Annotated in this window: 25 protein-coding genes and 2 tRNA genes; 20 read left to right on the plus strand and 7 right to left on the minus strand. The window is 52.3% G+C overall.

The features are described from left to right. Window positions 1-259 precede the first annotated feature (259 nt). The 9 genes from nac (at window position 260) to DSD31_RS08975 (ending at window position 10,064) form a co-directional block, all read left to right on the plus strand. Window positions 260-1,177, plus strand: coding sequence for a nitrogen assimilation transcriptional regulator NAC (gene nac / locus DSD31_RS08935; protein ID WP_004864391.1), 918 nt, complete (start codon window positions 260-262; stop codon window positions 1,175-1,177). A 106-nt stretch (window positions 1,178-1,283) separates the two neighbouring features. Beyond that, a complete protein-coding gene (cbl, locus tag DSD31_RS08940; RefSeq protein ID WP_015583978.1) occupies window positions 1,284-2,234 on the plus strand; it encodes an HTH-type transcriptional regulator Cbl in 951 nt (316 codons plus the stop codon). Between the two features lie 109 nt (window positions 2,235-2,343). Then, complete coding sequence (gene ldtA / locus DSD31_RS08945) at window positions 2,344-3,285, plus strand: L,D-transpeptidase (RefSeq protein ID WP_162786332.1); 942 nt, start codon at window positions 2,344-2,346, stop codon at window positions 3,283-3,285. A 450-nt stretch (window positions 3,286-3,735) separates the two neighbouring features. Continuing rightward, window positions 3,736-4,716: a TIM barrel protein gene (locus tag DSD31_RS08950; protein ID WP_004864385.1), complete on the plus strand. Its 981-nt coding sequence runs from the start codon at window positions 3,736-3,738 to the stop codon at window positions 4,714-4,716. Window positions 4,717-4,774: 58 nt separating this feature from the next. Further along, window positions 4,775-5,815: a sugar ABC transporter substrate-binding protein gene (locus tag DSD31_RS08955; RefSeq protein ID WP_004864381.1), complete on the plus strand. Its 1,041-nt coding sequence runs from the start codon at window positions 4,775-4,777 to the stop codon at window positions 5,813-5,815. A 16-nt stretch (window positions 5,816-5,831) separates the two neighbouring features. Beyond that, window positions 5,832-7,334: a sugar ABC transporter ATP-binding protein gene (locus DSD31_RS08960; RefSeq protein WP_113990993.1), complete on the plus strand. Its 1,503-nt coding sequence runs from the start codon at window positions 5,832-5,834 to the stop codon at window positions 7,332-7,334. A gap of 35 nt (window positions 7,335-7,369) precedes the next feature. Beyond that, window positions 7,370-8,341, plus strand: coding sequence for an ABC transporter permease (locus DSD31_RS08965; RefSeq protein ID WP_004864377.1), 972 nt, complete (start codon window positions 7,370-7,372; stop codon window positions 8,339-8,341). Beyond that, the gene (locus tag DSD31_RS08970) at window positions 8,341-9,198 is read left to right on the plus strand and encodes a MurR/RpiR family transcriptional regulator (protein ID WP_113990994.1); all 858 of its coding nucleotides are present in this window, start codon (window positions 8,341-8,343) and stop codon (window positions 9,196-9,198) included. Before DSD31_RS08965 ends, DSD31_RS08970 begins: the two co-directional genes overlap by 1 nt. Window positions 9,199-9,200: 2 nt before the next feature. Continuing rightward, the gene (locus DSD31_RS08975; protein ID WP_032717843.1) at window positions 9,201-10,064 is read left to right on the plus strand and encodes a ribokinase; all 864 of its coding nucleotides are present in this window, start codon (window positions 9,201-9,203) and stop codon (window positions 10,062-10,064) included. Between the two features lie 118 nt (window positions 10,065-10,182). Here DSD31_RS08975 and DSD31_RS08980 read toward each other — a convergent pair. Next, window positions 10,183-10,258, minus strand: a tRNA-Asn gene (locus DSD31_RS08980). A 100-nt stretch (window positions 10,259-10,358) separates the two neighbouring features. Further along, window positions 10,359-11,159, minus strand: coding sequence for a DgsA anti-repressor MtfA (mtfA, locus tag DSD31_RS08985; protein ID WP_160873414.1), 801 nt, complete (start codon window positions 11,157-11,159; stop codon window positions 10,359-10,361). 87 nt (window positions 11,160-11,246) lie between these two features. On the opposite strand from mtfA, the gene DSD31_RS08990 reads away from it, so the two are divergent. Beyond that, window positions 11,247-11,336: transfer RNA gene (locus DSD31_RS08990), tRNA-Ser, on the plus strand. A 292-nt stretch (window positions 11,337-11,628) separates the two neighbouring features. Here the strand turns inward: DSD31_RS08990 and DSD31_RS08995 are convergent. After that, window positions 11,629-12,699 (minus strand): porin, encoded by a 1,071-nt coding sequence (locus tag DSD31_RS08995; protein WP_004864210.1) that lies wholly within the window; start codon window positions 12,697-12,699, stop codon window positions 11,629-11,631. A gap of 614 nt (window positions 12,700-13,313) precedes the next feature. On the opposite strand from DSD31_RS08995, the gene drpB reads away from it, so the two are divergent. Genes drpB through DSD31_RS09015 form a run of 4 tightly spaced genes read left to right on the plus strand, consistent with a single transcriptional unit; the run spans window position 13,314 to window position 16,297 of the window. Next, window positions 13,314-13,595, plus strand: a complete 282-nt coding sequence (gene drpB, locus DSD31_RS09000; RefSeq protein ID WP_004864207.1) for a cell division protein DrpB — start codon at window positions 13,314-13,316, stop codon at window positions 13,593-13,595. A 41-nt stretch (window positions 13,596-13,636) separates the two neighbouring features. Continuing rightward, on the plus strand, window positions 13,637-14,332 hold the full coding sequence (locus tag DSD31_RS09005; RefSeq protein ID WP_015583983.1) for a phosphohydrolase: 696 nt from the start codon (window positions 13,637-13,639) through the stop codon (window positions 14,330-14,332). 56 nt (window positions 14,333-14,388) lie between these two features. After that, window positions 14,389-15,822 (plus strand): DNA cytosine methyltransferase, encoded by a 1,434-nt coding sequence (locus DSD31_RS09010; protein WP_064359125.1) that lies wholly within the window; start codon window positions 14,389-14,391, stop codon window positions 15,820-15,822. Further along, on the plus strand, window positions 15,797-16,297 hold the full coding sequence (locus tag DSD31_RS09015; protein ID WP_032717077.1) for a very short patch repair endonuclease: 501 nt from the start codon (window positions 15,797-15,799) through the stop codon (window positions 16,295-16,297). The genes DSD31_RS09010 and DSD31_RS09015 overlap by 26 nt, the downstream gene beginning before the upstream one ends. Here the strand turns inward: DSD31_RS09015 and yedA are convergent. After that, a complete protein-coding gene (gene yedA / locus DSD31_RS09020) occupies window positions 16,272-17,183 on the minus strand; it encodes a drug/metabolite exporter YedA (protein WP_015583985.1) in 912 nt (303 codons plus the stop codon). The genes DSD31_RS09015 and yedA overlap by 26 nt on opposite strands. A 228-nt stretch (window positions 17,184-17,411) precedes the next feature. Between yedA and DSD31_RS09025 the strand changes: the two genes are divergently transcribed. From DSD31_RS09025 to dgcQ, 3 genes are all read left to right on the plus strand, one after another. Further along, window positions 17,412-18,323, plus strand: coding sequence for a DUF808 domain-containing protein (locus DSD31_RS09025; RefSeq protein WP_088883836.1), 912 nt, complete (start codon window positions 17,412-17,414; stop codon window positions 18,321-18,323). A gap of 76 nt (window positions 18,324-18,399) precedes the next feature. Further along, on the plus strand, window positions 18,400-18,579 hold the full coding sequence (locus DSD31_RS09030) for a YodC family protein (protein WP_015583987.1): 180 nt from the start codon (window positions 18,400-18,402) through the stop codon (window positions 18,577-18,579). 107 nt (window positions 18,580-18,686) lie between these two features. Continuing rightward, on the plus strand, window positions 18,687-20,381 hold the full coding sequence (gene dgcQ, locus DSD31_RS09035; RefSeq protein WP_044023513.1) for a cellulose biosynthesis regulator diguanylate cyclase DgcQ: 1,695 nt from the start codon (window positions 18,687-18,689) through the stop codon (window positions 20,379-20,381). 268 nt (window positions 20,382-20,649) lie between these two features. Here the strand turns inward: dgcQ and yodD are convergent, their stop codons facing one another. Then, the gene (gene yodD / locus DSD31_RS09040; protein ID WP_015583989.1) at window positions 20,650-20,877 is read right to left on the minus strand and encodes a YodD family peroxide/acid resistance protein; all 228 of its coding nucleotides are present in this window, start codon (window positions 20,875-20,877) and stop codon (window positions 20,650-20,652) included. Window positions 20,878-21,060: 183 nt separating this feature from the next. Between yodD and dsrB the strand changes: the two genes are divergently transcribed. Next, on the plus strand, window positions 21,061-21,249 hold the full coding sequence (dsrB, locus tag DSD31_RS09045; protein ID WP_004864183.1) for a protein DsrB: 189 nt from the start codon (window positions 21,061-21,063) through the stop codon (window positions 21,247-21,249). Window positions 21,250-21,303: 54 nt separating this feature from the next. Here the strand turns inward: dsrB and rcsA are convergent, their stop codons facing one another. Next, window positions 21,304-21,927 carry a transcriptional regulator RcsA gene (gene rcsA / locus DSD31_RS09050; protein ID WP_004864179.1) on the minus strand — a complete coding sequence of 208 codons (624 nt, stop codon included), beginning with the start codon at window positions 21,925-21,927 and terminating at the stop codon, window positions 21,304-21,306. A gap of 472 nt (window positions 21,928-22,399) precedes the next feature. On the opposite strand from rcsA, the gene yedD reads away from it, so the two are divergent. After that, window positions 22,400-22,816: a lipoprotein YedD gene (yedD, locus tag DSD31_RS09055; RefSeq protein ID WP_160873412.1), complete on the plus strand. Its 417-nt coding sequence runs from the start codon at window positions 22,400-22,402 to the stop codon at window positions 22,814-22,816. Window positions 22,817-22,862: 46 nt separating this feature from the next. On the opposite strand, the gene amyA is transcribed toward yedD, so the two are convergent. Next, complete coding sequence (gene amyA, locus DSD31_RS09060) at window positions 22,863-24,350, minus strand: alpha-amylase (protein WP_004864174.1); 1,488 nt, start codon at window positions 24,348-24,350, stop codon at window positions 22,863-22,865. Between the two features lie 200 nt (window positions 24,351-24,550). Between amyA and tcyJ the strand changes: the two genes are divergently transcribed. Beyond that, window positions 24,551-25,351: a cystine ABC transporter substrate-binding protein gene (gene tcyJ, locus DSD31_RS09065; protein WP_004864171.1), complete on the plus strand. Its 801-nt coding sequence runs from the start codon at window positions 24,551-24,553 to the stop codon at window positions 25,349-25,351. Window positions 25,352-25,434: the final 83 nt, after the last annotated feature.

The following is a 25,434-nucleotide window of genomic DNA, read 5'->3' on the forward strand; positions in this document are numbered from 1 at the left end:
TGATTGCTGACAATTTCAGCAATGGCGATGCGTTTGCGCTGTTTTCCATCAATGCGCACCGTTGTGGTGCACATATACCCCTAATGGAGCATAGCGTAATCCGCTTACCGGGCAAATAAATGCTCTGTTGCTATCAGAATCGCTTATCACGCCGCCTGGCGCGGCCTTTGCACCGTTGCGAAAAAACTGGCAAGCAAATTGCAAAACCTCTGTAACTCAATAGCCAGCGTTGGTACTGGCTTTCCTTACAGGAGGCAAAATGAACTTAAGACGACTGAAGTATTTTGTGAAAATCGTCGATATCGGCAGTCTGACTCAGGCTGCTGAAGTCTTGCACATCGCACAACCGGCGCTGAGCCAGCAGGTGGCGACCCTGGAAGGCGAACTGGACCAGCAGCTGCTGATTCGGACAAAGCGCGGCGTGACGCCGACCGAAGCCGGGAAGATTCTCTACACCCATGCGCGCACAATCCTGCGTCAGTGCGAGCAGGCGCAGCTGGCGGTGAATAACGTGGGTCATACGCTCAGCGGCCAGGTCTCGATTGGCCTTGCGCCGGGGACCGCGGCTTCTGCCATTACCATGCCGCTGCTGCAGACGGTCCGCAATGAGCTGCCTGAAGTGATGGTCTACCTGCAGGAAAGTAGCGGGACAATCCTGAACGACAAATTGCTTAGCGGCCAGCTGGATATGGCCGTGCTCTACGAGCGCTCGCCGGTTGCTGGCATCATCAGCCAGCCTTTGTTGAAAGAAGATCTTTATCTGGTGGGAACCCGCGATTGCCCGGGCCAGAGCGTCGATCTGACCGCAGTGGCGGAGATGAACCTGTTCCTGCCGCGCGATTACAGCGCAGTACGTGCGCGAGTGACGGAAGCGTTCACCCTGCGTCGTCTGTCGGCGAAAATTATCGGCGAAATCGAATCCATTACGACGCTAACCGCGGCGATTGCCAGCGGAATGGGCGTCACCGTGCTGCCTGAGTCCGCGGCGCGATCGCTGTGCGGTGCGGCAAACGGCTGGATGGCGCGGATCAGTACCCCATCGATGAGTCTGTCGTTATCGCTGAACATGTCGGCGAAGGGCAGCCTGTCGCCGCAGGCACAGGCGGTGAAAGAGATTCTGCTTTCGCTGGTGAGTCGTCCTTCGCTGGAGAATCGTGAATTGTTGTTGGTAAGTTAATCTATATTCCCGAAAGGAATAAGTTGCTGGTTTTTATTATTTGTTAGTAAGGACAACAGACTTTAACAATAGAGCATATGTTATGTCTGATAGCCCGGAGGAAAGGGTGAATTTCCAGCAACTAAAAATTATTCGTGAGGCTGCCCGTCAGGACTACAACCTGACGGAAGTCGCAAATATGCTGTATACATCGCAATCGGGCGTGAGCCGTCATATTCGTGAACTGGAAGAAGAGCTGGGGATCGAGATCTTCATCCGACGCGGTAAGCGTCTGCTGGGGATGACGGAGCCGGGTAAAGCGCTCTTATCCATTGCCGAACGCATTCTCAATGAAGCCAGCAATGTCCGCCGTCTTGCCGACCTGTTTACCAACGATGCCTCCGGTGTGCTCACGATTGCGACGACTCATACCCAGGCGCGCTACAGCCTGCCGCCGGTGATTAAAGCTTTCCGGGAGCTCTTTTCCGATGTGCGGCTGGAGCTGATTCAGGGTACCCCTCAGGAGATTGAAGCGCTATTGCATAACGGTGGCGCAGATATCGGTATCGCCAGTGAACGTCTGAGTAACGATCCGACGCTGGTGGCTTTTCCCTGGTTCCGCTGGCATCACAGCCTGCTGGTGCCGAAAGATCACCCGCTGGTGCAAACCACCCCTTTAACCCTGGAAGCTATTTCCCGCTGGCCGTTAATTACCTACCGCCAGGGCATCACCGGGCGCTCGCGTATTGATGAAGCCTTTAACCGTAAAGGGCTGATGCCGGATATTGTCCTTAGCGCACAGGACTCCGATGTCATTAAAACCTATGTTGAGCTCGGACTCGGCGTCGGGCTGGTGGCGGAACAATCGGGCGATGCCCGGGAGTCAGACACCTTCACCCGCCTGGAAACCCGGCACCTTTTCGATGCCAATACCGTCTGGTTAGGGCTTAAACGCGGGCAGCTGCAGCGTAATTACGTCTGGCGGTTTATCGAGCTGTGCAACGCCGGGCTGTCGCTGGATGAAATTAAACGCCAGGCAATGGAGCCGGAAGAAGCGGCCATTGATTATCAGATTTAAAATGCCATCGCGGTGGCGGATAAAGGAACAGCGGTCCGTTGCCACGAGGAGGTGAGAAAAACGCTATAATTCATTCACGATTGTCGCGACTGAGGAAGGGAAATAAATGGTGCGGCGTGTGAAATGGTTTTGCTCTCTTTTAGTTATTCTCTCAAGCCAGTGTGCGCTGGCCGTCAGTTATCCGCTGCCGCCGGAAGGAAGCCGCCTGGTGGGAAGCCCGCAGCGGGTTACCGTACCGCACAACAATACGCAACCGTTGGAGGCCTTTGCGGCGCAATATGGCCAGGGGCTGAGCAACATGCTGGAGGCCAACCCCGGCGTTGATGTCTTTCTCCCGAAGTCGGGGACGACGCTGGTGATCCCGCAGCAGTTGATTTTACCTGACACGGTTCGCGAAGGTATTGTGATCAACGTTGCGGAAATGCGCCTCTATTACTATCCGCCGGAAGGCAACACCGTTGAAGTTTTGCCGATTGGCATCGGCCAGGCGGGGCGCGAAACGCCGCGCAACTGGGTGACGACCGTAGAACGTAAGCAGGAAGCGCCGACCTGGACGCCAACGGCTAATACCCGGCGTGAATATGCCCGCCGAGGTGAGAGCCTGCCAGCGTTCGTTCCGGCGGGGCCGGATAACCCAATGGGACTGTACGCAATTTATATCGGCAGGTTGTACGCGATTCATGGCACCAATGCCAATTTTGGTATCGGGCTGCGCGTCAGTCAGGGATGCATTCGCTTACGTAATGACGATATCAAATATCTGTTCGATAACGTCCCGGTTGGCACTCGCGTGCAGATTATCGATCGGCCGGTGAAGTTTACCGCAGAGCCGGACGGTAGCCGCTGGGTGGAAGTTCATGAGCCGCTATCGCGTAACCGCGCAGAATACGAATCTGACAGAAAAGTGCCGTTACCCACGACCACAGGCATCCAGGCGTTTGTGAAGGGGGAAGGCGTCAATGTGATTCGGGCGGAGCAGGCTCTTGAACGACGCTCCGGAATGCCGGTCAATATCAGCGAGGCCGGCACGCAAAGTCATATCGGGAGCTAGCGAGCCCGCTTCTTTTGGGTCCTTTGTTGCATAAGGCATGACTGACCTGCGGTTTTTTCAGATCAAAATTTAGTCTCCGGTATTATTTATGACAGGCCAGGGCCAGAAGATCGCTCTGGCCTGTCATTTTCAATAAATTATCTATTTTATCAATGTAATACAGATCGTTTTACAACCACTCATACCCACCACAAAGCATGAAACCCGTCTCTGTCAGCCGGGAATTTCTTCATTTGTCATGCCTCTTTGAAGCCACTTTCTTTCGCGCCTTAGCGGGATCATTTCCACGAATATCCCCCTGTTCATTTCGTGACCCGACTCCCATTTTATCCATTTTTCAAATGGTCACTCTTGCTAACTATGTGGCGAAGTGTATTTTAGCATATAACTTCACAAATAATTGTGAAGAAGGAAAGTACATCACAAACCTGTTTTGAAGGATCCACCCTTATGTCCGAACTGAAATTTGCCACGCGTTTAAACTCTTTTGCCTCAGGAGCTAACCTCTACTGGCCGGATCTTCAGGGAAAACCCTCTGTACTGCAGATGATTGCTCGTGCCGGTACGGTTAAGGGGTTAACCCACCTTGATCTGAACTACCCGCAACACATCACGACGGATATTCAAATGCTGCGCCAGGCCATTGAAGATGCGGGGCTGGCGGTCAACGGAATGCAAATGCGCTGGGATGCACCGCAATTTAAAATCGGGGCATTTACAAACCCTAATCCGCAGATCCGCCGCGAGGCCATTGAACTGACAAAACGCGGGATTGATGCCGGACGGGAATTTGGTTCCCGCCTGATGACGCTCTGGATGGGGCAGGATGGCTATGACTATTGCTTCCAGGCCGATTACAAAAAAATCTGGGACGATGCGGTGAGTGCGGTCCGCGAAATTGCCGAATATGCGCCGGACGTTGATATCAGTATTGAATACAAACCGAATGAACCGCGGGCTTACAGTATTTTCCCCAATGCCACGACCTGTTTGCTGGCGGTAGAAGAGGCGGGTTGCCCGAACCTGGGTATCACGCTCGATTTTGCTCATGTGCTGTTTGCTAATGAGATCCCGGCCTACGCAGCCGCGATGGTCGCTCGCCGTTCACGCCTGCTGGGGCTTGATCTCAATGATGGCTGGGGGAAACGTGACGATGGCTTGATGGTGGGGTCGGTAAATCCGCGTGCCACGCTGGAATTCCTCTGGCAGATGCAGAGAGATGGTTATCAGGGCGCCTATTACTTTGACACCTTCCCGGATGCCAGCGGTCTTGATCCGGTTCGTGAAGCTGAAATCAACATTGCTACCGTTACCCGATTGCTCAAACTGTGTGCCCGGCTTAATGATAATGATGAACTGACCTCAGCCATCAGCCGTCAGGATGCGGTGGCCTCTCAACGAATCGTCAATGACATCATGCTAGCCAGATAGTGGCAAGCATTAGCAAAAATAAGAAAGCGTTCCCTACGTGACAATAGAAGGCTGAAAAATGAAAAAACTCATACTCTCTGTACTCGCCTCTTCTTTACTGTGCTCGATGGCTTATGCCGCTGATTTAGCCCCGCTGAAATCGGATACTGAGCCCGATCGCACGGACTGGACCCAGCTCAGCAGCAAATATGGTCCAATGCCGAAAGTCGACAGCAAACTAAAAATAGGCGGCGTATCAAAAACGCTGACCAATGAATACTGGCGTTCACTTGGCGAAGGTTACCAAAACGTCGGTAAAAAATATGGTTTCACCGTGGCTTATCAGGCAGCTGCAAATGAGGACGATCAGCTGGGCCAGCTATCAATTGCGGAAACGCTTATCTCCCAAGGGTTTAATGGTCTTCTGGTATCACCCCAGACCGATATTAACCTTGAGCCCGCTCTCGAAAGTGCCACCAGTAAAAGAATTCCCGTGGTCAACGTTAACGATGCCGTGATGCCAAATGCTCCGTATTACGTGGGTAATGTGCAGAAGGATAACGGTGTACGGGTGGCGAAATGGTTCATTGAACATCATCCGCAGGGCGGCAAGGTCGCGGTGATCGAGGGCCAGCCAGGAGTCTATGCTGCCGGTCAGCGTACCAGTGGCTTCAAAGAGACGCTGCAGGCCAATGGCAAATTCAATATTGTCGCCAGCGTGCCGGCGAACTGGAGTCGCGAACAGGCGTTTAATGCCGCCTCAACCATTTTACAGCAGCATCCCGATCTGATTGGCTTTTACGCGAATAACGACACCATGGCGCTGGGGGTCGTGGAAGCGGTTCGTTCGTTGAATAAAGCCGGGCAGGTGGCCGTCTTCGGTACCGATGGTATTTCAGATGCTTATGCCTCGATTAAACGCGGTGAGCTGACAGGAACGGTGGATAGCTTCCCGGTGCTGACGGGGGAAGTTGCAATGGAAGTTATGCTGCGTCTGATTGATGGTCAGAAAATCTCCCGCGTGGTCTCGACGCCCCAGGCTTTAATCACCAAAGAGAATGCGGACGCCTTCTCAACCAAAGATAACGACAAGCTGCGTCAACTGCTGGCTCAGCAGTAAGCCAGGCGGAGGGTGTATGGAACAGTATCGCTTAATGATGCGTGGAATTAGTAAAACATACGGTAATGCGGCGGCATTGCAGGACGTGGACTTTGCGGTCAAACCTGGAGAGGTACATGCTCTGATTGGTGAGAATGGCGCGGGAAAATCCACGCTGTTAAATATTCTTTCAGGTGTACGAGAGGCCGATAGCGGTGAGATTAGCGTCAACGGGCAAACCGTTCAGATGAAGAATCCGTTGAGTGCGCGCCATGCCGGCATTGCCATGATTCATCAAGAATTACAGCATGTTCCGGAACTCTCCGTCGCGCAGAATATGTTTCTTGGCCGACCGCTAACCAAAGCAAAAGGTCTATGGGTGGATAAACAGGCTCAGCTGGAAAGAGCTGAGCTGATCCTCAAGCAACTGGATCCGACAATCGATCCCAATGAGCCGATCAAAAACCTGAAAGTCTCACAGCAGCAGATTGTGGAAATAGCTCGCGCCATGCTCGACGATGCAAAAATTATCGCGATGGACGAGCCGACATCCAGTCTGACTCCGAGAGAGTTCGACCGGTTGGCCGAGCTGATTTCGGATCTGAAAGCTATGGGGGTATCGCTTATCTATGTTTCTCATAAGATGAACGAAATTTTCAAAGTCTGCGACCGGGCCACCATTATGCGGGATGGCAGGCAGGTTGGGGTGGTGAATATTTGTGATGAGGATGAAGAGAGCATCGTCTCAAAGATGGTCGGGCGCAAGATTGAGAAACTTGAGCACAACTCATATGTGACCGAGCGCGAAGTGCTTCGCGTAGAGAATCTCTCTCGGGGTGGCGCTGTGAGCGATGCCAGTTTTACCGTCCGTGCGGGTGAGGTGCTCGGTATTGCGGGTCTGGTCGGAGCCGGGCGTACGGAACTGATGAAACTGATTGCCGGTATTGATAAGCGCAGCAGCGGCAACGTGTTTGTTAACGGTAAGGCAGTACGCAATCACAACGTCACTGCTGCCATCAGGTCCGGTATCGGCCTGGTGCCTGAAGACCGCAAGAAAGAAGGGATTATTAAAGAACGTGCGGTGAAGATGAACATGGCGCTGCCTTCAATGCGTAACTTCACCATTTCGGGAATGATCAGTAAAGTTAAGCTTAATCGGGTGGCGCATGAAGTGATGAGCGATTTGAAGCTACGACCACTGAACATTGATAAAACGATTGGCACATTAAGTGGAGGTAATCAGCAGAAAGTTATTATTGGACGCTGGGTCGCCGCAGATGCTCAGGTTTTTCTGTTTGACGAGCCAACCCGGGGAATTGATATTGGGGCAAAATCAGAAATTTATAATCTGATAGAAAAACTGGCCCGTGCAGGCAAAGCGATTATTGTTGTCTCTTCAGAGATGACAGAGATTATTCGTATTTCTGACCGCGTACTGGTTATGCGTGAAGGGAAGATTACTAAAGAACTGAAAGGTGATGCCATCACGGAAGATAATATTGCACGCTCTGCCATTAAAGATGTCGAAGAGACCATTTAAACTTCTTACCCGTATTAATTTGAAAGGCCATAATCATGATTTCACAAAGTAATTCCCGGCCCGAAAAGCTTCGTGCACTGCCGTTTAAATTTAACCTTCGCGATGCCGGAACATTAATTGGTTTGCTTATTATCATTATTACGTTTTCTTTTCTATCACCGGTGTTTTTCACCATCCCTAATTTGTTGAATATTTTACAGCAATCATCCATTAACGCATTAATTGCGCTCGGGATGACTCTGGTCATTATCTCCGGAGGGATCGATCTTTCGGTTGGTCCGACCGCAGCATTATCGGCGGTTTTAGGGGCAACCATGATGGTAGCCGGCGTCCCCGTGCCGCTGGCCATTCTGGCAACGCTGGGAATTGGGGCTATCTGCGGCGTCTTTAGCGGTTCGCTGGTTGCCTATGCCGGATTGCAACCCTTCATTGTTACCCTCGGGGGGCTGTCGTTGTTCCGTGCTGTCGCGCTGATTTATACCGGCGGCAATCCGGTATTTGGCATCCCGACGGAATTCCGTAGCCTGATTAACAGTGAAATCTTTGGCATTCCAACGCCTATCGTTATTGTCGCCGTTATTGCTTTAGTGCTGTGGACCGTCATGAATAAAACGCCGTTAGGAGAATATATTCTGGCTGTTGGCGGCAATGAAGAAGCCGCTCGCGTTGCCGGCGTGCCGGTGAAAAGAACCAAGGTCACGGTATTTGTTATCTCAGGAACCCTGGCCTCTCTGGCCTCTCTGATCTTGATTGGCCGGTTAGGCGCTGCGGAACCAACGATTGGCAATCTGTGGGAACTGGATGCCATTGCCGCCGCGGCCATCGGTGGGGCTTCACTGATGGGAGGGAAAGGCAGCGTTGTGGGCACAATTATTGGCGCGATCATTCTCGGCGCATTACGCAATGGTTTGACGTTACTAAATATTCAGGCCTTTTACCAATTGCTTGCTACTGGTCTTATTATTATCATAGCTATGTTGATTGACAGAGCGACCAGAGGCAAGTAATGAAGCAAGATCCACGAGCCATTGGTGCTCAAATCCGTATGCGACTGCCCCAGCTGACACCCTTAGAGCGACGTGTGGTTGAGGCGATCATCGCCCGAACCGATATTACTGAGCAAACCTCTCTAAAAGAAATTGCCCAGGAGAATAATGTTTCAGAAGCGATGATTGTCAAAATAGCCAAGAAGCTTAACTTTTCAGGTTTTAGAAACTTCAGAACTGGCTTGATTTATTATAACCAGTCTGAAGTGGCAAGTTTACACGCGGAAATTGAGCCTGATGATTCATCGGAACAACTGTTGTCAAAAGTATTCAGAACATCGATTCAGGCTATTGAAGAGACAATGTCTATTCTGGATATTGCAGAGTTTGACCGCGCTGCGGACATTATATTCAAGGCTCGATATATTGACTTATATGCTGTCGGTGGTTCTGCCACGGTAGCACGTGACTTATCCCACAAGCTTTTAAAGATTGGTATTAAGTCGACGGTCTATGACGACGCCCATATTATGTTGATGTCCGCTGCGGTGCTATCTGACGACGATGCTGTACTTGCAATCAGTCACTCTGGCGCAACGCGTGCCGTTAACGATCCGGTAAAACTGGCGGCACGCAATGGCGCTAAAGTGATTGCGATTACGAATTATGCCGAATCGCCTATTGCGCGTAATGCGCATGTGGTACTCAATTCAACGTCTCAGGGATCGCATTTGCTAGGGGAAAACGCCGCGTCACGCATTGCTCAGCTCAACATTCTGGATGCATTGTTTGTGGCCATTGCGAAGAAGGATCTGAAGCAGGCGGAGAAGAATTTGATGAAAACCCAGCATGCGGTTCAGGACCTGCGAGAATATTAACTATGGGTAAAATTGTTGTGGCGGGCAGCCTCCATTACGACATCATGCTGGATGCGCATCATCGCCCGGAAAAAGGTGAAACGGTAATGGGCACGGGCTGTGCTTACAAGTTTGGCGGTAAAGGGGGCAATCAAGCCATATCCGCTGCTCGTGCGGGAGGGGACGTCATTTTTATTGGTGCGGTAGGGGCTGATGCGCAAGGGGCGTTTCTTCTGCAGACGCTTCGTGATGCCGGAGTCAATATCGAGTCAGTCGCCAAAATAGATGAGATACCTTCCGGGATGAGCGTGGCGATTTCTGATGTTGATGGTGATTATGGTGCGGTTGTCGTCTCAAATGCGAATCAGCATATTCCGGCAAAACTCTTTCAACGGGGTGACATCTGGCAAGATGCCGGAATGCTGGTTCTACAAAATGAAGTTCCGGAAACGATAAATCTATGTGCGGCCATCGAAGCCAGCAAGCGGGGGATTCCGGTCTGTATCAATGCGGCGCCGGCCAGAGAGCTGAGTCCGCAGCTGGAAAGCTGCATCACTTTGCTGGTGGTTAATGCCATAGAGGCGCGTGATATGAGTGGCGTGACGGTGAACGACCTTTCTTCAGCTCTGGAGGCTGCTGAATCATTGGCTAAACGTTTCTCTCAGGTTGTTGTCACTGCCGGCGAACATGGTGTCGCGTTTTGTGAAGCGGGCATTGCAGGCTCGACGTTAGCCGCCAGGCGGATAACGCTGGTGAGTACTCATGGCGCTGGTGATTGTTTTATGGGGGTTTTATGCACCAGCCTGATGCATGGAGAGGCGCTTAGCGATGCGGTATTTCGTGCGAATGAAGCGGCCGCCCGCCATGTCTCTCAACCCCGGGCATAAACAGGTCTTCCGCCATCCAGAGCCTTTTGTATGGCAAAACTAACAGCTGATTTGTCTTCAGAAGAAGGCTGAAAAGCAAGAAGCCCGCTTAAGTTTCCTTAAGCGGGCTTCTTAAATATGGCTCCTCTGACTGGACTCGAACCAGTGACATACGGATTAACAGTCCGCCGTTCTACCGACTGAACTACAGAGGAATCGTGTGAACGAGGCGCATACTACTGGCCTGGCATTTTTGTGTCAACACTAAAATTAACTCACTGATTCAAATGGCTAAATTTAAGTCAACTCGTTGTTTTAGTGCACAAGGTGTTCGTCATCTGTATCTAGCCGGCCATTCTCACGTAATCTTTGTAAGGGATCCTGGCGATAGAAATGGCAAAAACGCTGCCAAAGAGCCGGAAAGCGCGGGGCAAACAGCTCTGGTGCGCTAAAGAAATATTCGGATAACACGGCAAAACACTCGGCCGGGTCGGTCGCCGCATAGGCGTCAATACTGGCGGCGCTCTCGCCAACCAGATCGATCTCATCCTGAATGTTGTTCATCGCTGCGTGGAGGTCGTGCTCCCAGCCGGCGACTTCACGTAACGGAATCAGCGGCACGCCGCTGGCGCGATCGCCATTGCGCATATCCAGCTTATGTGCAACTTCGTGCACGATAAGGTTGAAACCAGATGCATCGAAAGAGTCCTGAATATCCAGCCAGTTCAGGATGATTGGCCCTTGTTGCCAGCTCTGGCCGGACTGGACAATCCGTTGATTGTGGACCAGACCAATATCGTCTTCCCATTCATCATCAACCACGAATGGGGCAGGGTAGATTAGCACCTCGTGGAAGCCATCCAGCCACTCAATGCCAAGCTCAAGAACCGGCAAACAGAACAGCAGGGCAATGCGGGCGTTTTGCAGCGGAGTGAGTTCAAGCCCTTGCAGGGCAACCAGGCGTTTTTGTTGCAGAAAGCGTGCCGCCATCTGCACCAGTTCCTGCTGCTCTTGCGCAGAAAGATTGGCTAAAACAGGAATGGCAAGCGCGTGTTCCCAGGGCATTTCTGCGTTGCCGGACTCTTCATCTACTTTCCAGGGCCATTTAAACATCATATTGCTCGCAAAGTCGTCACTTGAACATAATTAAAGAGACAGGAACTATTAAAGTGCCAAAGAACCTGGCATTATAGCAACCTCAGCGGAGAGATGCCGGAGCGGCTGAACGGACCGGTCTCGAAAACCGGAGTAGGGGCAACTCTACCGGGGGTTCAAATCCCCCTCTCTCCGCCACTATTCAAACACTTACGTCAATTCCTTTCAACGACCCGCGTCACACACTTCTATTGTGTTGGTATAACGGAGCGTCGCAAGTCCATCAATCATCATCCTCTGATTTCTCGTCGACGGGAAGGGCTTACCTCGAGGATATCCGAATGCTTCCTGCTGGCAGAAGATTTCTTTCCTCGTCGCTATAGATGAGAGAAGGGGTTTGCTGACGTTAAGGCAAGAACGGGTGGGCAGGGCAGAAGTCGAATCTGAAAAACAAAGCCCGCACACGGCGGGCTTTAAAACGTAAATTGCATCAGAACTGATAGGTAATACCGACAGCAAACTGATTGTCTTCGGCGGCACCAGTTATGATGCTGTCTTTGTGATCGATCAGGTTAAATTTGTAAGCACTGTAGACATTGAAGTTTTTGTTGAAGTAGTACCAGGTACCCAGCTCGATATAATTCTTCATTTCGGCAGTCTTGTCGCCATTAGTGCCGAGATCTTTGCCTTTTGCATAAACATAGCCGAGAGAAGGGCGCAGACCAAAATCAAACTGGTACTGAACAACGGCCTCGATATTCTGCGTTTTGTTGGCGAAAACGCCATTTTCCATTGGCGTCATATTATGCGATTCGGCATACATCACCGCCGTGTAAAGGCTATTGGCATCATACTTGGCGGCTAAACTCCAGACTTCTGCGGTTTCACCTTTACGATCTGCCGCCTGCTCGTCGGTACGGTCTGAATTGCTGTATGCGGCGGCAAAACCAAATCCATCGATGTTGTAATCGACTGACGTGCTATACCCGTCACCGTTAGCTTTCAAACGATCGCGGTTATTATTTTTACCCTGATATTGCAGTGCGATTGTCAGGCCATCAACCAGGCCGAAAAAGTCGCTGTTACGATAAGTGGCGACGCCGTTGGTGCGAGCCGTCATAAAGTTGTCGGTTGCTACCAGGCCATCGCCACCCCATTCGACCAGCATATCGGTGTAACCCGCCGCGTCATAAACCAGACCATAGTTACGACCATAATCAAATGAGCCGTAGTTGGCGAATCTTAAACCAGCAAACGCCAGACGCGTTGCGCTACCCTGTTCGCCTTCTGGTTTATCGGCTTTGATGTTGTATTCAAACTGTCCATAGCCGGTCAGATCGCTGTTAATCTGCGTTTCACCTTTTACGCCGAAACGGGCATAAGTGGTATCTTTGGAGTTATTGTCACTGTTGTTGCGATCGGTGTTGGTGAAAATGTGTTCACCCACCATTTTGCCGTAGAAATCCAGCTTGTTTCCGTTCTTATTGTAGATTTCTGCTGCATTGACGGTTCCGGCCACTAATAATGCCGGAATCAAAAGTGCCAGTGTTTTTCTTTTCATTATATATTCCCTTTTAATCATCATTAATATGAATAGGTGTGCGTGTTGCAAAAAGCAATTTCATAGTATCGGCAAGGTTCAATTTTATTTAAAATAAAAATGTAAATAAATTATATCCAATATTACAAAATGTTTCATTTTGAATTTTTATATTAAAAATTTATCATTTTGAAATGATGTATTTTTGTGGTTTATTGTTTTTAATAACAATATGTTAGGTGTTTGTGGTGATGTATTCATGTCATTAATTTAATTATCATAAATTATGAGTGTCATTTAAATGATTTGGGTGGGTTATTTAATTCTCGGATAATGCGTGATGCTGCAATGTGCGTGCGGATTTATACGGGCTTTGAGGATGGAGAAATATCTCTCCGCTATACGAACGGTAGTGAGCCAGCGTGCTGGTTATTATTATCCGCCACAGATTTATGGCGATGGATAATAAATCCTGTGCTGCAGTGGCACGTAAGTATCGCTATCTCGCGATGGTTAAAAGCGCTTGTTCACCGGAGGAAGGTGCTGTTTCGTTATCTTTTTCACAGTATAATGTGACGTGCGTCACCTTTTTGCCGGGTGCCGCGGTTTCGTTGTCAGTTAAAGGAGAGGAGTTAATGGAGCAGAAAGCGAAACGAAGCCCGGGTGGGAAACTTGCCCTGTGGGTCTTTTATGCCTTTTGTGGTTACTTTCTGTGGGCAATGGCGCGCTACTGGTGGGTCGTTGGCAAAATTGAAAGTGTCCCCGGTGCGACAATTGACGGCGATCTGGGATCGACGTCAGGTAAGTGGCTTGGCGCTCTGCTCGGGTTCCTTGTGCTGAGCGTGGTTGGCGCTATTCTGGGGGCGATAGCCTGGTACACCCGCCCTGACCCCAGGATGCATGAACAACACGATTAAAGTTGCTATGCTCAACGCTGACTTCTCTCAGAGGAACGCGTATGCAACAACTAGACTGGCAGCAACGCTTTGAAGCCTGGCTTGCGGGACATCTCACCCAGGGCGACTCCGCCCACGACATTTCGCACTTTCGTCGCGTGTGGGGAACCGCGCAGCGGCTGGCTGAAGAGAGTCAGGCCGATCGCCTGGTCATTCTGACCGCCTGTTATTTTCATGACATTGTTAGCCTGCCGAAAAACCATCCCGAGCGCAGCCGCTCCTCGGTGATGGCGGCAGAAAAAACGCTGGCTATTCTCCAGTCGTCATTCCCCGATTTTCCTCGCGACCGCTATCCAGCCGTTTATCATGCGATTGAAGCGCACAGTTTCAGTGCCGGTATTTCCCCACAAAGCGCGGAGGCGAAAATTGTCCAGGACGCCGATCGGCTGGAGGCGCTTGGCGCAATTGGTCTGGCCCGCGTCTTCGCGGTCTCCGGGGCGCTGAACAACATCCTGTTTGATGCTGACGATCCCTTTGCTGACCAGCGTAAACTGGATGACAAAAAATATGCGCTGGACCATTTCCAGTGCAAGCTGTTGCGTTTACCCGACACGATGCAAACGGACAAAGGCAAAGAGATGGCGATACACAATGCGCGCTTCCTCGTGCAATTTATGGCCAAGCTTAGCGCTGAACTTCGCGGCGACCCACTGTCGGTCGATGAGGCGGTTTTAAGGCGCTTTGAGCCACTGGCCTGAAACTGCCCGCATGATTTATGGTAATCTCTGCAAAATTGTCCGGGCTGGTTGAGGGTATGCCGCAAAATTTATCGAAGGAAAAGAGCCTGTTGTTGCCTCCGGAACCTGCCGGGGAAGAGGCTCAGGCGCTGTTACGCCAGCTGATGGCAATATACGATGTGAAAACGCTGGTGGCATTTCTGCTGGCCGTTGGCGATCGCCACTGGAGCCCGGCGATCTTAAAACGCGTGGCGACGGTTCAGCGGGCGGCTAGCCGTATTACGGCCAATGAGTATGCCCGTCTGGCAACGCTGCTGCCGCCACCGCCGGCCCACCATCCCCGTTATGCTTTTCGGTTCGTCGATCTCTTTGCGGGAATCGGCGGGATCCGCAGCGGCTTTGAGGCGATCCGCGGGCAGTGTGTTTTCACCAGCGAATGGAATAAGCATGCGGTGCGCACCTACAAAGCCAACTGGTATTGTGACCCGAATCAGCACCGCTTCAACGAAGACATTCGTGATATTACCCTCAGCCATCGCCCGGATGTCAGCGATGAACAAGCCGCGCAGCATATTCGCGAGACCATTCCTCCCCACGATGTTCTGCTGGCGGGCTTTCCTTGCCAGCCTTTTTCGCTCGCCGGGGTATCGAAGAAAAATGCGCTGGGCCGGGCCCACGGTTTCGCGTGTGAAACCCAGGGCACGCTGTTCTTTGATGTGGTCAGAATTATCGCCGCCCGCAGGCCTGCCATCTTTGTACTGGAGAACGTTAAAAACCTGAAAAGCCATGATAAAGGACGGACATTCCGCATTATCATGCAGACGCTGGATGAACTGGGTTATGAAGTCTCCGATGCCGACCACAGCGGCGCCGACGATCCGAAAGTGATCGATGGACGTCATTTCTTACCCCAGCACCGCGAACGTATTGTACTGGTGGGCTTCCGTCGCGATCTCCAGCTGCACGACGGTTTTACCTTGCGCGATATCTCAAAATATTACCCGACCGCGCGGCCGACCTTTGGCGATCTGCTGGAACCGACGGTGGATGCTAAATTTATTCTGACGCCGGTGCTGTGGAAGTATCTGTATCACTATGCGCGCAAGCATCAGGCGCTGGGCAACGGGTTCGGTTACGGCCTGGTTGATCCGCGCAATCCTCAGAGCGTGGCGCGCACGCTATCCGCACGCTATTACAAAGACGGAGCCGAGATTCTGGTCGATCGCGGCTGGGACCGCCCGTTGGGGGAACAACACTTCGACGATGCGCAAAATCAGCTTCGTCGTCCGCGCCGGCTGACGCCGCGCGAATGTGCGCGGTTGATGGGGTTTGAAAGCCCGCAGGGCTATCGCTTCCGTATTCCGGTTTCCGATACCCAGGCCTATCGTCAGTTCGGCAATTCGGTGGTGGTGCCGGTGTTTGCGGCCGTCGCGAAATTACTTGCGCCGCGAATCGCGCAGGCCGTGGCGCAGCGTGAGTCCGAGGATGAAGCCGGTGGACGTCCACGATAAAGCCACGCGCAGTAAAAACATGCGGGCGATTGGCCAGCGCGATACGGCGATCGAAAAACGCCTTGCCGCGCTGCTCGCTCAGGCCGGATTTACGTTTACCGTTCAGGATGCGACCCTGCCGGGGCGGCCGGACTTTGTCGTGCCAGAGTACCGCTGCGCTATCTTTGCCCACGGCTGTTTCTGGCATCACCATCGTTGCTATCTGTTTAAAGTGCCCGCAACGCGCACGGCGTTCTGGCTGGAGAAAATTGGCAAGAACGTCGCGCGCGATAGCCGCGATATCATGCGCTTGCAAGAGCAGGGGTGGCGGGTGCTGATCGTCTGGGAATGTGCGCTGCGCGGGCGACTGAAGCTGAGCGATGAGGCGCTGACTGAGCGTCTGGAAGAGTGGATCTGCGGCGGCGGTCACCGCGCGCAGATCGACACGCAGGGCATTGGCGAGCCAGAGCTTACTTCTCCACCTCACAAGGCGTAACTTCAGCTCGAGCGGGGAACAGGTATTTCCCCAGCGTGACCAGCACCACGGCAAAAATAATGACGCCCAGCGCCAGCCACTCGATGGACGAAAGGCTCTCTCCGGCAAATCCGGTCCCCAGCAGGACCGCCACCACGGGATTCACGTAAGCGTAGCTGGTGGCGACGGCGGGGGTAACGTTACGAATTAAATACATGTAGGCGTTAATGGCGATAAGAGAACCAAAAATCGCCAGATAGGCAACGGCAAAAATACTGGACCATGACGGCATTTGACTCAGGGTTTCGCCGGTCGCCCAGGAGGCGACCGCCAGGACCACGCCCGCGGCGAGCATTTCAATCGCCCCAGCCATCATGCCCGTCGGAAGCTCAATTCGGGAGCCGTAAACCGAACCAAATGCCCAGCTCATTGAACCGATAAGGATCAACAGCGCCCCCCACGGATTACCGCTCAGATTCCCGCCGCTGTTAAGCAGAATGATGCCCGCCAGACCAATAGCAATCCCCAACCACTCAATCTTGCGGGTGGTGATACCAAAAAAACGGCTAAAGCAGAGCGTGAAGAGCGGCACGGTCGCCACCATGACCGCCGCAATGCCAGAAGGCACATGCTGGTGCTCGGCCAGGGTGACAAAACCATTGCCGACGGCCAGCAGCAGGATGCCGATCAGCGCCGCATTGAGCAGAGGCCTGAGCGGTGGAAGCGAGTGGCCGGTTGCCAGCAAATAAGCGAGCAGTAGCCCGCCGGCGGAGAGAAAACGGATACCGGCCATCATCAACGGCGGCCAGCTGGCAACGCCAATGGCAATGGCAAAATAGGTCGATCCCCAGATGATATAAAGCGCAAACAGGGCGCCGATAAGGGGCAGAAGCTGGCGGGTAGACATACGTCCTCACGACGGTACAGAGATAGAAAGGAGACATATAGTAAACGTGAAAACTACTGCGCTGGCGAGCGCTTTAATTGATCGATAATTGTTAAATTTATATTGACTCCGCGCATCTCTGGGCGAAAAAGCACTTTTACCTCATACTTATGCGGACATGGCCGCTAAGCGTTCAGGCTGCGGCTGGACGCCAGGGGATTAACCCTCAATAAATGAAGGAATACAATTTTGGCAGGAAGTAGTCTTTTAACGCTGTTGGATGATATCGCCACCTTGCTTGACGATATCTCCGTGATGGGGAAACTGGCAGCGAAAAAAACGGCCGGCGTACTGGGAGACGATCTCTCTCTCAATGCTCAGCAGGTGACGGGCGTACGGGCCAATCGTGAGCTCCCCGTTGTCTGGGGCGTTGCAAAGGGATCGTTGGTCAATAAAGTGATTTTAGTGCCGTTGGCCTTACTGATCAGCGCGTTTATTCCCTGGGCGATTACGCCATTGCTGATGCTGGGCGGCGCATTCCTGTGCTACGAAGGCGTTGAGAAAGTGCTGCACAGTCTGCAGGCGCGCAAACACAAGGAAGATCCGCAGGCCCGTCAGCAGCGTCTGGAAGCGCTGGCGCAGCAAGATCCGCAGGCCTTTGAACGCGATAAAGTGAAAGGGGCGATACGCACAGACTTTATTCTGTCCGCTGAAATCGTGGCCATTACGCTGGGAATCGTGGCCGACGCGCCGCTGCTCAATCAGATTCTGATTCTCTCCGGGATTGCCATCCTGGTGACCGTTGGCGTGTACGGCCTGGTCGGCATTATCGTGAAGCTGGATGATATGGGCTACTGGCTGGTGAAGAAGAGCAGCACGCTGGCGCGCTGGGTCGGTAACGGGTTACTGGCGGTTGCGCCGCGCCTGATGAAGCTGCTCTCCATCGTCGGGACACTGGCGATGTTTCTGGTCGGCGGCGGCATTATCGTACACGGCATCGCGCCGCTTCATCATGCGGTTGAACAGTGGGCAGGTGAACAGTCCGCCCTCATCGCCTCACTGCTGCCGACCGGCGTCCACCTGGTGCTGGGCTTTATCGTCGGTGCGGTAGTGCTGGCGGGCGTGAAGGTTATCAGCGGCTTTCGCGCTACGGCAGAGTAAAATCGCCCGGCGATTATGCAAAATTGCTCAGCTTCGTCTATGGTGAAACGGTTTCTCCCAGATGACGGACTAAAAAATGGTATTGTTGGTCAGTGATGAAGTGAGGCGAAAAAGCGGAGGGCCGCGCATGGTTGTGACGGGCTTCGCCAGCGGAATGGTCGAGTGTCGTTGGTACGACGGTTATGTCGTTAAACGCGAGGCGTTCCGTGAAGATGAGTTAGTGCGTGGGGAAGGGCAGCGACAGAAGAGTGCCTGACCCCTATAGCGCCCGGCAAAAGCCGGGCGCTTTGTCGTTATGCTGCTTATTTAACCAACAGGGAGCGTTGATGACGTTTGTTGCTTTGATTGTACTGCGAGAGAACAATGGATAAACCACTGTGGGTAAGAAAACTTCGCCGCGTTTCTCGCCCGGGACATGTGGTTAATTATTGTTTTGTCGCAGTACTCTTTTTTTCTACGCTCCTGATCTGGCGCGAAGTGATGGTGTTGGAAGGGGCCTACGTCACCAACCAGCGCAACAATCTTGAAAACGTCGCCGATGAACTGGACAGTCTGCTGCTGTTCAACATCGACAGAATGGTGTTTTTTCGCAACGGGATGCAGTCGGCGCTGGAAACGCCGCTGGATTTTGAGATTTTGCGTAATGCAGAACAGGAATACATGAGCAAACGCCATGAACCGATCTGGTCCGTGGCGTTACATAACCGGCGTACTCTGCCGGTGTATGGCGTTTCCGATGACTTTGTCGACAGTCAGAGCTCGCTCTCGCGCAACGATGCCCTGACCGGTAATGAGCTGATGGCGGTTCTGGAGCTGGGGTATCTCCTGCGTCTGGTCGAGAATAACCGCGGATTTAACGAACGCATGCTGTACATTTCGCGCAGCGGTTTTTTTACCAGCACCACGTTGCCAAAAAACGCGGTACAGGCCCAGACGTTATATACCCATGCGATCGCCGCCCCGTGGTTTACCCGGCAATCGCAGCGCAATAATCCCGGTCGCGGCGTGTTCTGGCAGACCGTTCTCGATGAGCATGCGCAAAACGACGATCCGGTAGTGACTGCCTCCATTCCCCTTGATTTCCGACATGACTGGCTCGGGGTGCTGTCGATGGATTTTTCGGTGCGAGAGATGAAAGCGTTTCTGGTCAGCGCCATTAAGGGGGGCCAGGAGGGGGAATATCAGCTGTATGATAGTCGGCTTAACCTGATTGCTTCCTCGGCGTCGGGGAATGTACTGACCCTGTTGTCCGCCCGTGAACAGGCGATGCTTAGCTACGCGTTTTTGCATCAAAACCAGGGGGGGATTCGTTTATTAACGCGCTATATCAGCTGGCAGAAATTAAACAACTTTGATGGCGTGCTGCTGAGGATCCATACGCTGCAGGAAGGCGTGCGCGGTGCTTTCGGGACCATTACTATTGCGCTGACGCTGATGTGGCTACTCTTTACGCTGATGCTGATCATCTCCTGGCAGGTGATTCTGCGGATGGTGCGTAATATGAGTGTTTTGCAAAAGTCGCTGGAGTGGCAGGCCTGGCATGACGCGTTAACCCGCCTGTTGAATCGCGGGGCCTTATTTGAAAGGGCAATCGCTACCACCAGAATGTGCGAGCGGACGGGGCGGCCGATCTCGGTGATCCAGCTCGATCTCGATTACTTTAAGAAGGTGAATGACCAGCACGGGCACCAGGCGGGCGACCGGGTCCTGTCGCTGGTTGCCAGTACCATCGCGAGCAATATCCGTGAAGGCGATCTGGCTGGCCGCGTCGGCGGTGAAGAGTTCTGTGTTGTGATGCCTGACACCACCTTACAGGTGGCAACAGCCATCGCCGAACGTATCCGCATCCGCATTTACAGCCGTGAAATTCTGCTCTGCAACGACACCAGTTTGCGGATCAGTGCTTCACTGGGGGTCAGCAGCAGCGATGATTGTGCCGGATTTAATTTTGAAAACCTGCAGTCAACGGCCGATCACCGGCTCTACCTCGCCAAACAAAATGGACGCAACCAGGTCTGCTTTAACGATTTGCCGTCGTGCGCTGGTTTGCGGAAATGAGATTTATCTTAAAAAAACACCCGTGGCCAATGCGCGATCGGAGAAAAAAGAACGCAACAAACCCTTGCGCCATCAGCATTCTGGCAGAGTGACAGAAAGTTCATCCCATTTCTCAATTATTTTCTTCATGAATAGCTCTTGTCATGCAAAATAATTGAGGATAATGTTTTCCCGCAACGGATATCCCGGTGTAACGAATTTTCAAGTGCTTCTTGCATTAGCAAGTTTCATCCCGACTCCTGCGAGTCGGGATTTTTTTCACCTGTACCTAGCGGTTGATCTCCGTGACGCTAAAGTCATGAATATCGAGTTCAAACGCTTCCGCTAGTTCGCACCAGGTGTGATAGTCGCGGCCATCAACGCTGACGTGATGCGGATCGTCGCGCGAACGCCGTATCTCGCTCTCGCTGATTTCATTAATCGCCGCCAGCAGGGCATCAACATCGACATTCACCCCGCGACTTCCCGCATATCCACTATCTTTGGCGGTTTTCATCATGGCTACCTCGCTTGGCTCAGATCGTGCCTGTTTAAGTATAGGCAAAAAATCACCGGATGGTCGGCGCGGCATAGGGGCCGTCGTAATGGCGGATGGTCGATAAAAACGCACTCACCGGGCAGGGCGCTGCACAGCGGGCAGTTTTGTTCTACACTGGCTCAAAAATAGAGGAGATAAGTTATGCAGGTGAACGATCGTGTCACGGTGAAGACCGACGGTGGCCCACGTCGATCGGGTGTAGTTCTGGCAATAGAGTCGTTTAGTGAAGGGACAATGTATCTGGTTTCGCTGGAAGACTACCCGCTGGGGATCTGGTTTTTTAACGAAGCAGGGCACCCGGACGGGATCTTTGTTGAGAGAGAAGATTAGTTCGTAAGGCATCTGAACTGGCGGAGAGCACCGCCAGTTTTGCCTGCGCCTGGTTCAGCGCAGGTTAACGTGTATTCCGCTGGTAATGTTTTCCGCCAGGCGTACGATATGGTAAATCACCTGTTTATTGTGGGTCTGAATTTTCTTTTTAATATTTCCTTTATGCGACGAAACCGTCTTTGCCTTGATGTTCATCTGGCTTGAAATCTGCGCTGTACCATAGCCCGCCATCCACATTTGCAACATATTCGATTCGGTACGACTAAGCGACAGTGTCGGTATATTGATACGGGCGCTGCTGTAGTTATCGTATTTAAGACGATTACCCAGAATTTCATCAAGGTCTTTTGGCGTCAGCGATTTGGAGCTAATAAGTAAATTCTTGCGCACCAGCAGATAGCGATCGAAATGAATGTTAGCTAACGACATAAAGATAACAAATAACGTCCCAGGGTGCTGGGTAATGATATGCCGGATAAGCTGATTGCTGTCCGGATGATGAATAAAGCAATCTTCATTGATAAATACCACTGCCGGATGCATGAATTCACAGGCCTCTTTCAGGCATTCCACAGAATGTACTTCACTAATGTCGCGCTTTTTTATTCCCCGGCTTGTCAGATACCCGGACAATCCCAGCCGGGTATAGCTACACAAATCCATGATAATCGTTGACATGACCCATCCTCAATCAACACGTAACGATAATTTATCCCTCGCCGACAAGCGCGATGAAATCCATTTAAGTGGGTAATAAAAACCCGGTTCAGCACAGGAACCATCAGAGAGTCTAAACTATTCCGTAATATTGCCCATAATTTGCTAGGAATACTCCCAAAGTAATGTGTGGCCCGGGTTATGTGAGGGAATTAAAAGCAAAATTGCCTCTTTTCCAGAGAGCGTGGGCCACAAATAATAAATATTTTTAGGATTTTCCTTATGTTGATTGCGTAAATAGCCAGCGCTTTGTCATCGGCCCTTCATGATCGTTATTAATTAATAATGCGGCGGCGGCCGGCTGCATTTTTTCCTGGAGCGACGGTGGCGTTTTGCGTACGGTCATGTTGGCAAGTTTGACGCCGGTCAACGGCAGGGGTGGCGGGCTTAACGCTTTAATGCCACAATACTTTTTTATCGGTTTGTGGGATGGATGATGAAAAAGTTAGTGATTGTCGGTGCGCTGTTGATGCTGGCCGGGTGTGTCCAGGTTGATAATTACGATACCGTCGTTAAAGCGCCAGCGCCCGCCGGGTTAGAGGGATACTGGCAGTCAAAAGGCCCGCAGAGCGAAATGATGAGCCCGGACGCGATTGCCAGCCTGATTGTGACGAAAAATGGCGACACCCTGGATTGTCGTCAGTGGCAGCGCGTCATCGCCACGCCGGGTAAATTAATGCTGCGTGACGAGCAGGTCTATAACGTCACCTCCAGACTCGATGTTTATCCTGTTGAGCGCTCTGGTAATACGCTGCAATACGATCGCATGACCCTGACTCGCGTTGACCGCCTGACCGCCGAGTGCGAGCAGGCGTGGAAAAAAGCCGCGGCAGGGAAAAGCGTGAACTAATGCAGGTGCGGGCTGAGGCAACGTTCAGCCCGCGAGCTTCCAACGACTACAGCACCTCCTCAATGACCCAAACGCTGACGCTTCCGCCGTTGCAGGTAAAAGTGCCGCAGCCTTCGTCGTCGGTTTCTACCACCTCCTGGCGATTGCCCAGAAAATCTTTCCAGCGCTTATTGCCATAGTTGGCGCCCAGCGGCAGCTGCTTCTCTCCCTCATCGCCGTTAGACAATACAACGACGCATCCCGGATCTTCATCGGTGCCGCTGCGGCTGAACGCAATGCAGTTGGGATGATCGAACCACAGCGTCTGGACGCCGTGGGCAAAACGCTGGCGGGCATCAATCAGTTCATGCAGTTGCTCAATAACCGGCATCTCAATGGCATAGGTCTGGCCATCACCACCGGTATCTTCATAGCTGGCGCCGAAGAGGTCGGCATAAAAAACCGAGGGGACGCCGTTTTCGCGCAGCAGAATGAGCGCATAGGCCAGCGGTTTGAACCACGGTTCGACGGGGGCCTCCAGTGCCTGCAAGGGTTGAGTGTCATGGTTGGTCACCAGCGTAACGGCATGAAACGGGTCGCTTTCAACCAGCGTGCCGCTAAAAATCTGGCTCATATCGTAGTCGCGCCCCTGACGTGACGCCTCGTGAAACTTCATCTGCAAAGGGGCGTCAAACAGCATCGTTTTACCGTCGACGCGCTCAATATATTGCTGGAGCTTATCAACTTCATGCGACCAGTACTCCGCCACGATAAACAACGGCTTTGTCGCCACTTCCTGGACGTGGTCAATCCACGCTTTATAAAACCATGCGGGAATATGTTTAACCGCATCGAGACGAAAACCGTCGCAGCCGGTTTGCTCCATAACCCAGCGGGCCCAGTACTTCAGTTCTTCGGCGACCGCATGATTGCGGAAATCAATATTCTCGCCCATCAGGTAATCGAAATTACCCATCTCATCATCGACCTGATCGCTCCAGCCTTCGCCGGTATAATCGTTAACAATTTTAAAAACGCCGTCCTCGTCGGGATTCTCGATGTGATCGACGCCGCTGAAACATTTGTAGTCCCAGATAAACTGAGAGTACTGCCCGTCCCGGACCGGGAAGGTGTAGCGTGTCCAGGCTTCGCACTCGATAATCTCCTCCGCGATTTGCGTCCGGTCCTGCTCATCGACGCGCTGCACGCGAATATGCTCTTTCTCATCTGCGCCCATCTTGTGGTTGACCACCACATCAAGCAGCACCGCAATATCGTGCTGGTGAAGGGCCGCAATGGCGGCAAGGAGCTGGGCTTTATCACCATATTTCGTGGCAATGGAGCCTTTTTGGTCGAACTCGCCGAGGTCAAACAGATCGTAGCTGTCGTAGCCGACGGAGTAACCGCCGGACGCCCCTTTGTAAGCCGGCGGTAGCCAAATCATGTTAATGCCAATTTCATTCAGGTTCGGGGCCAGGGCTTCGACTTCGCGCCACAACTCGCCGCCGGCGGGGTAATACCAGTGAAAGCACTGCAGTAACGTGGGGTTTTTCATCTTCCATGCTCCAGACGTCATCAAGCTGACCTTTGCAGTATGAGATATCTCCAGCAAATCCGATCAATTTTGGCTCTCTTTTCGCTATGTCTTAAATCGCTGCATATATAATATTTCGGAATAAGATGTAGCGTATAGGTGTTGGTGAGCGAAACTAAACGCCTTACACTACTGGAAAATATCACTTATCAGGGGCATCTATGAAATTAGCACTTCTGGGTCGTCAGGCGCTGATGGGCGCGATGGCTGTAGTTTTAATGGCCGGCGTCAGCGCAAAATCGTTTGCTGCGGAAAATCTGCTCGGGCAGATTAAAGAGCGCGGGACGCTGCGCGTAGGCCTGGAAGGGACCTATCCGCCGTTCAGCTATCAGGGCGACGACGGAAAGCTGACTGGTTTCGAGGTTGATTTTGCTAATGAACTGGCGAAACATCTGGGCGTGAAGGCCGATCTGAAACCGACCAAATGGGACGGCATGCTGGCTTCCCTCGATTCTAAACGTATTGACGTGGTGATTAACCAGGTCACCATTTCCGACCAGCGCAAGCAAAAGTATGACTTCTCTACCCCCTATACGGTGTCGGGTATCCAGGCGCTGGTGAAAAAAGGCAATGAAGGCATTATCAAAACCGCAGCGGACCTGAAAGGTAAAAAAGTCGGCGTCGGTCTGGGGACCAACTACGAAGAGTGGCTGCGCCAGAACGTCCAGGGCGTAGATATTCGTACCTATGATGATGACCCGACTAAATATCAGGATCTGCGCGTGGGCCGTATTGACGCGATTCTGGTCGATCGCCTGGCGGCGCTGGATCTGGTGAAGAAAACCGGCAATACCCTGGCGGTGACCGGCGAAGCGTTCTCCCGTCAGGAGTCTGGCGTGGCGTTGCGTAAAGGCAACGAAGACCTGCTGAAAGCGGTTGATGGCGCGATTGCAGATATGCAGAAAGATGGCAGCCTGAAAGCGCTGTCGGAAAAATGGTTTGGCGCTGACGTGACGATGTAACGGCGGGCGGTGAAAAAAGGCGCTATTGATAGCGCCTTTTTTTATTTCGTACGCCAGTGTGTGCATAATAAAGATAACTCAGT

It is taken from the genome of Klebsiella sp. X13 (genome assembly GCF_003323835.1).
GTDB lineage: Bacteria > Pseudomonadota > Gammaproteobacteria > Enterobacterales > Enterobacteriaceae > Klebsiella > Klebsiella ornithinolytica.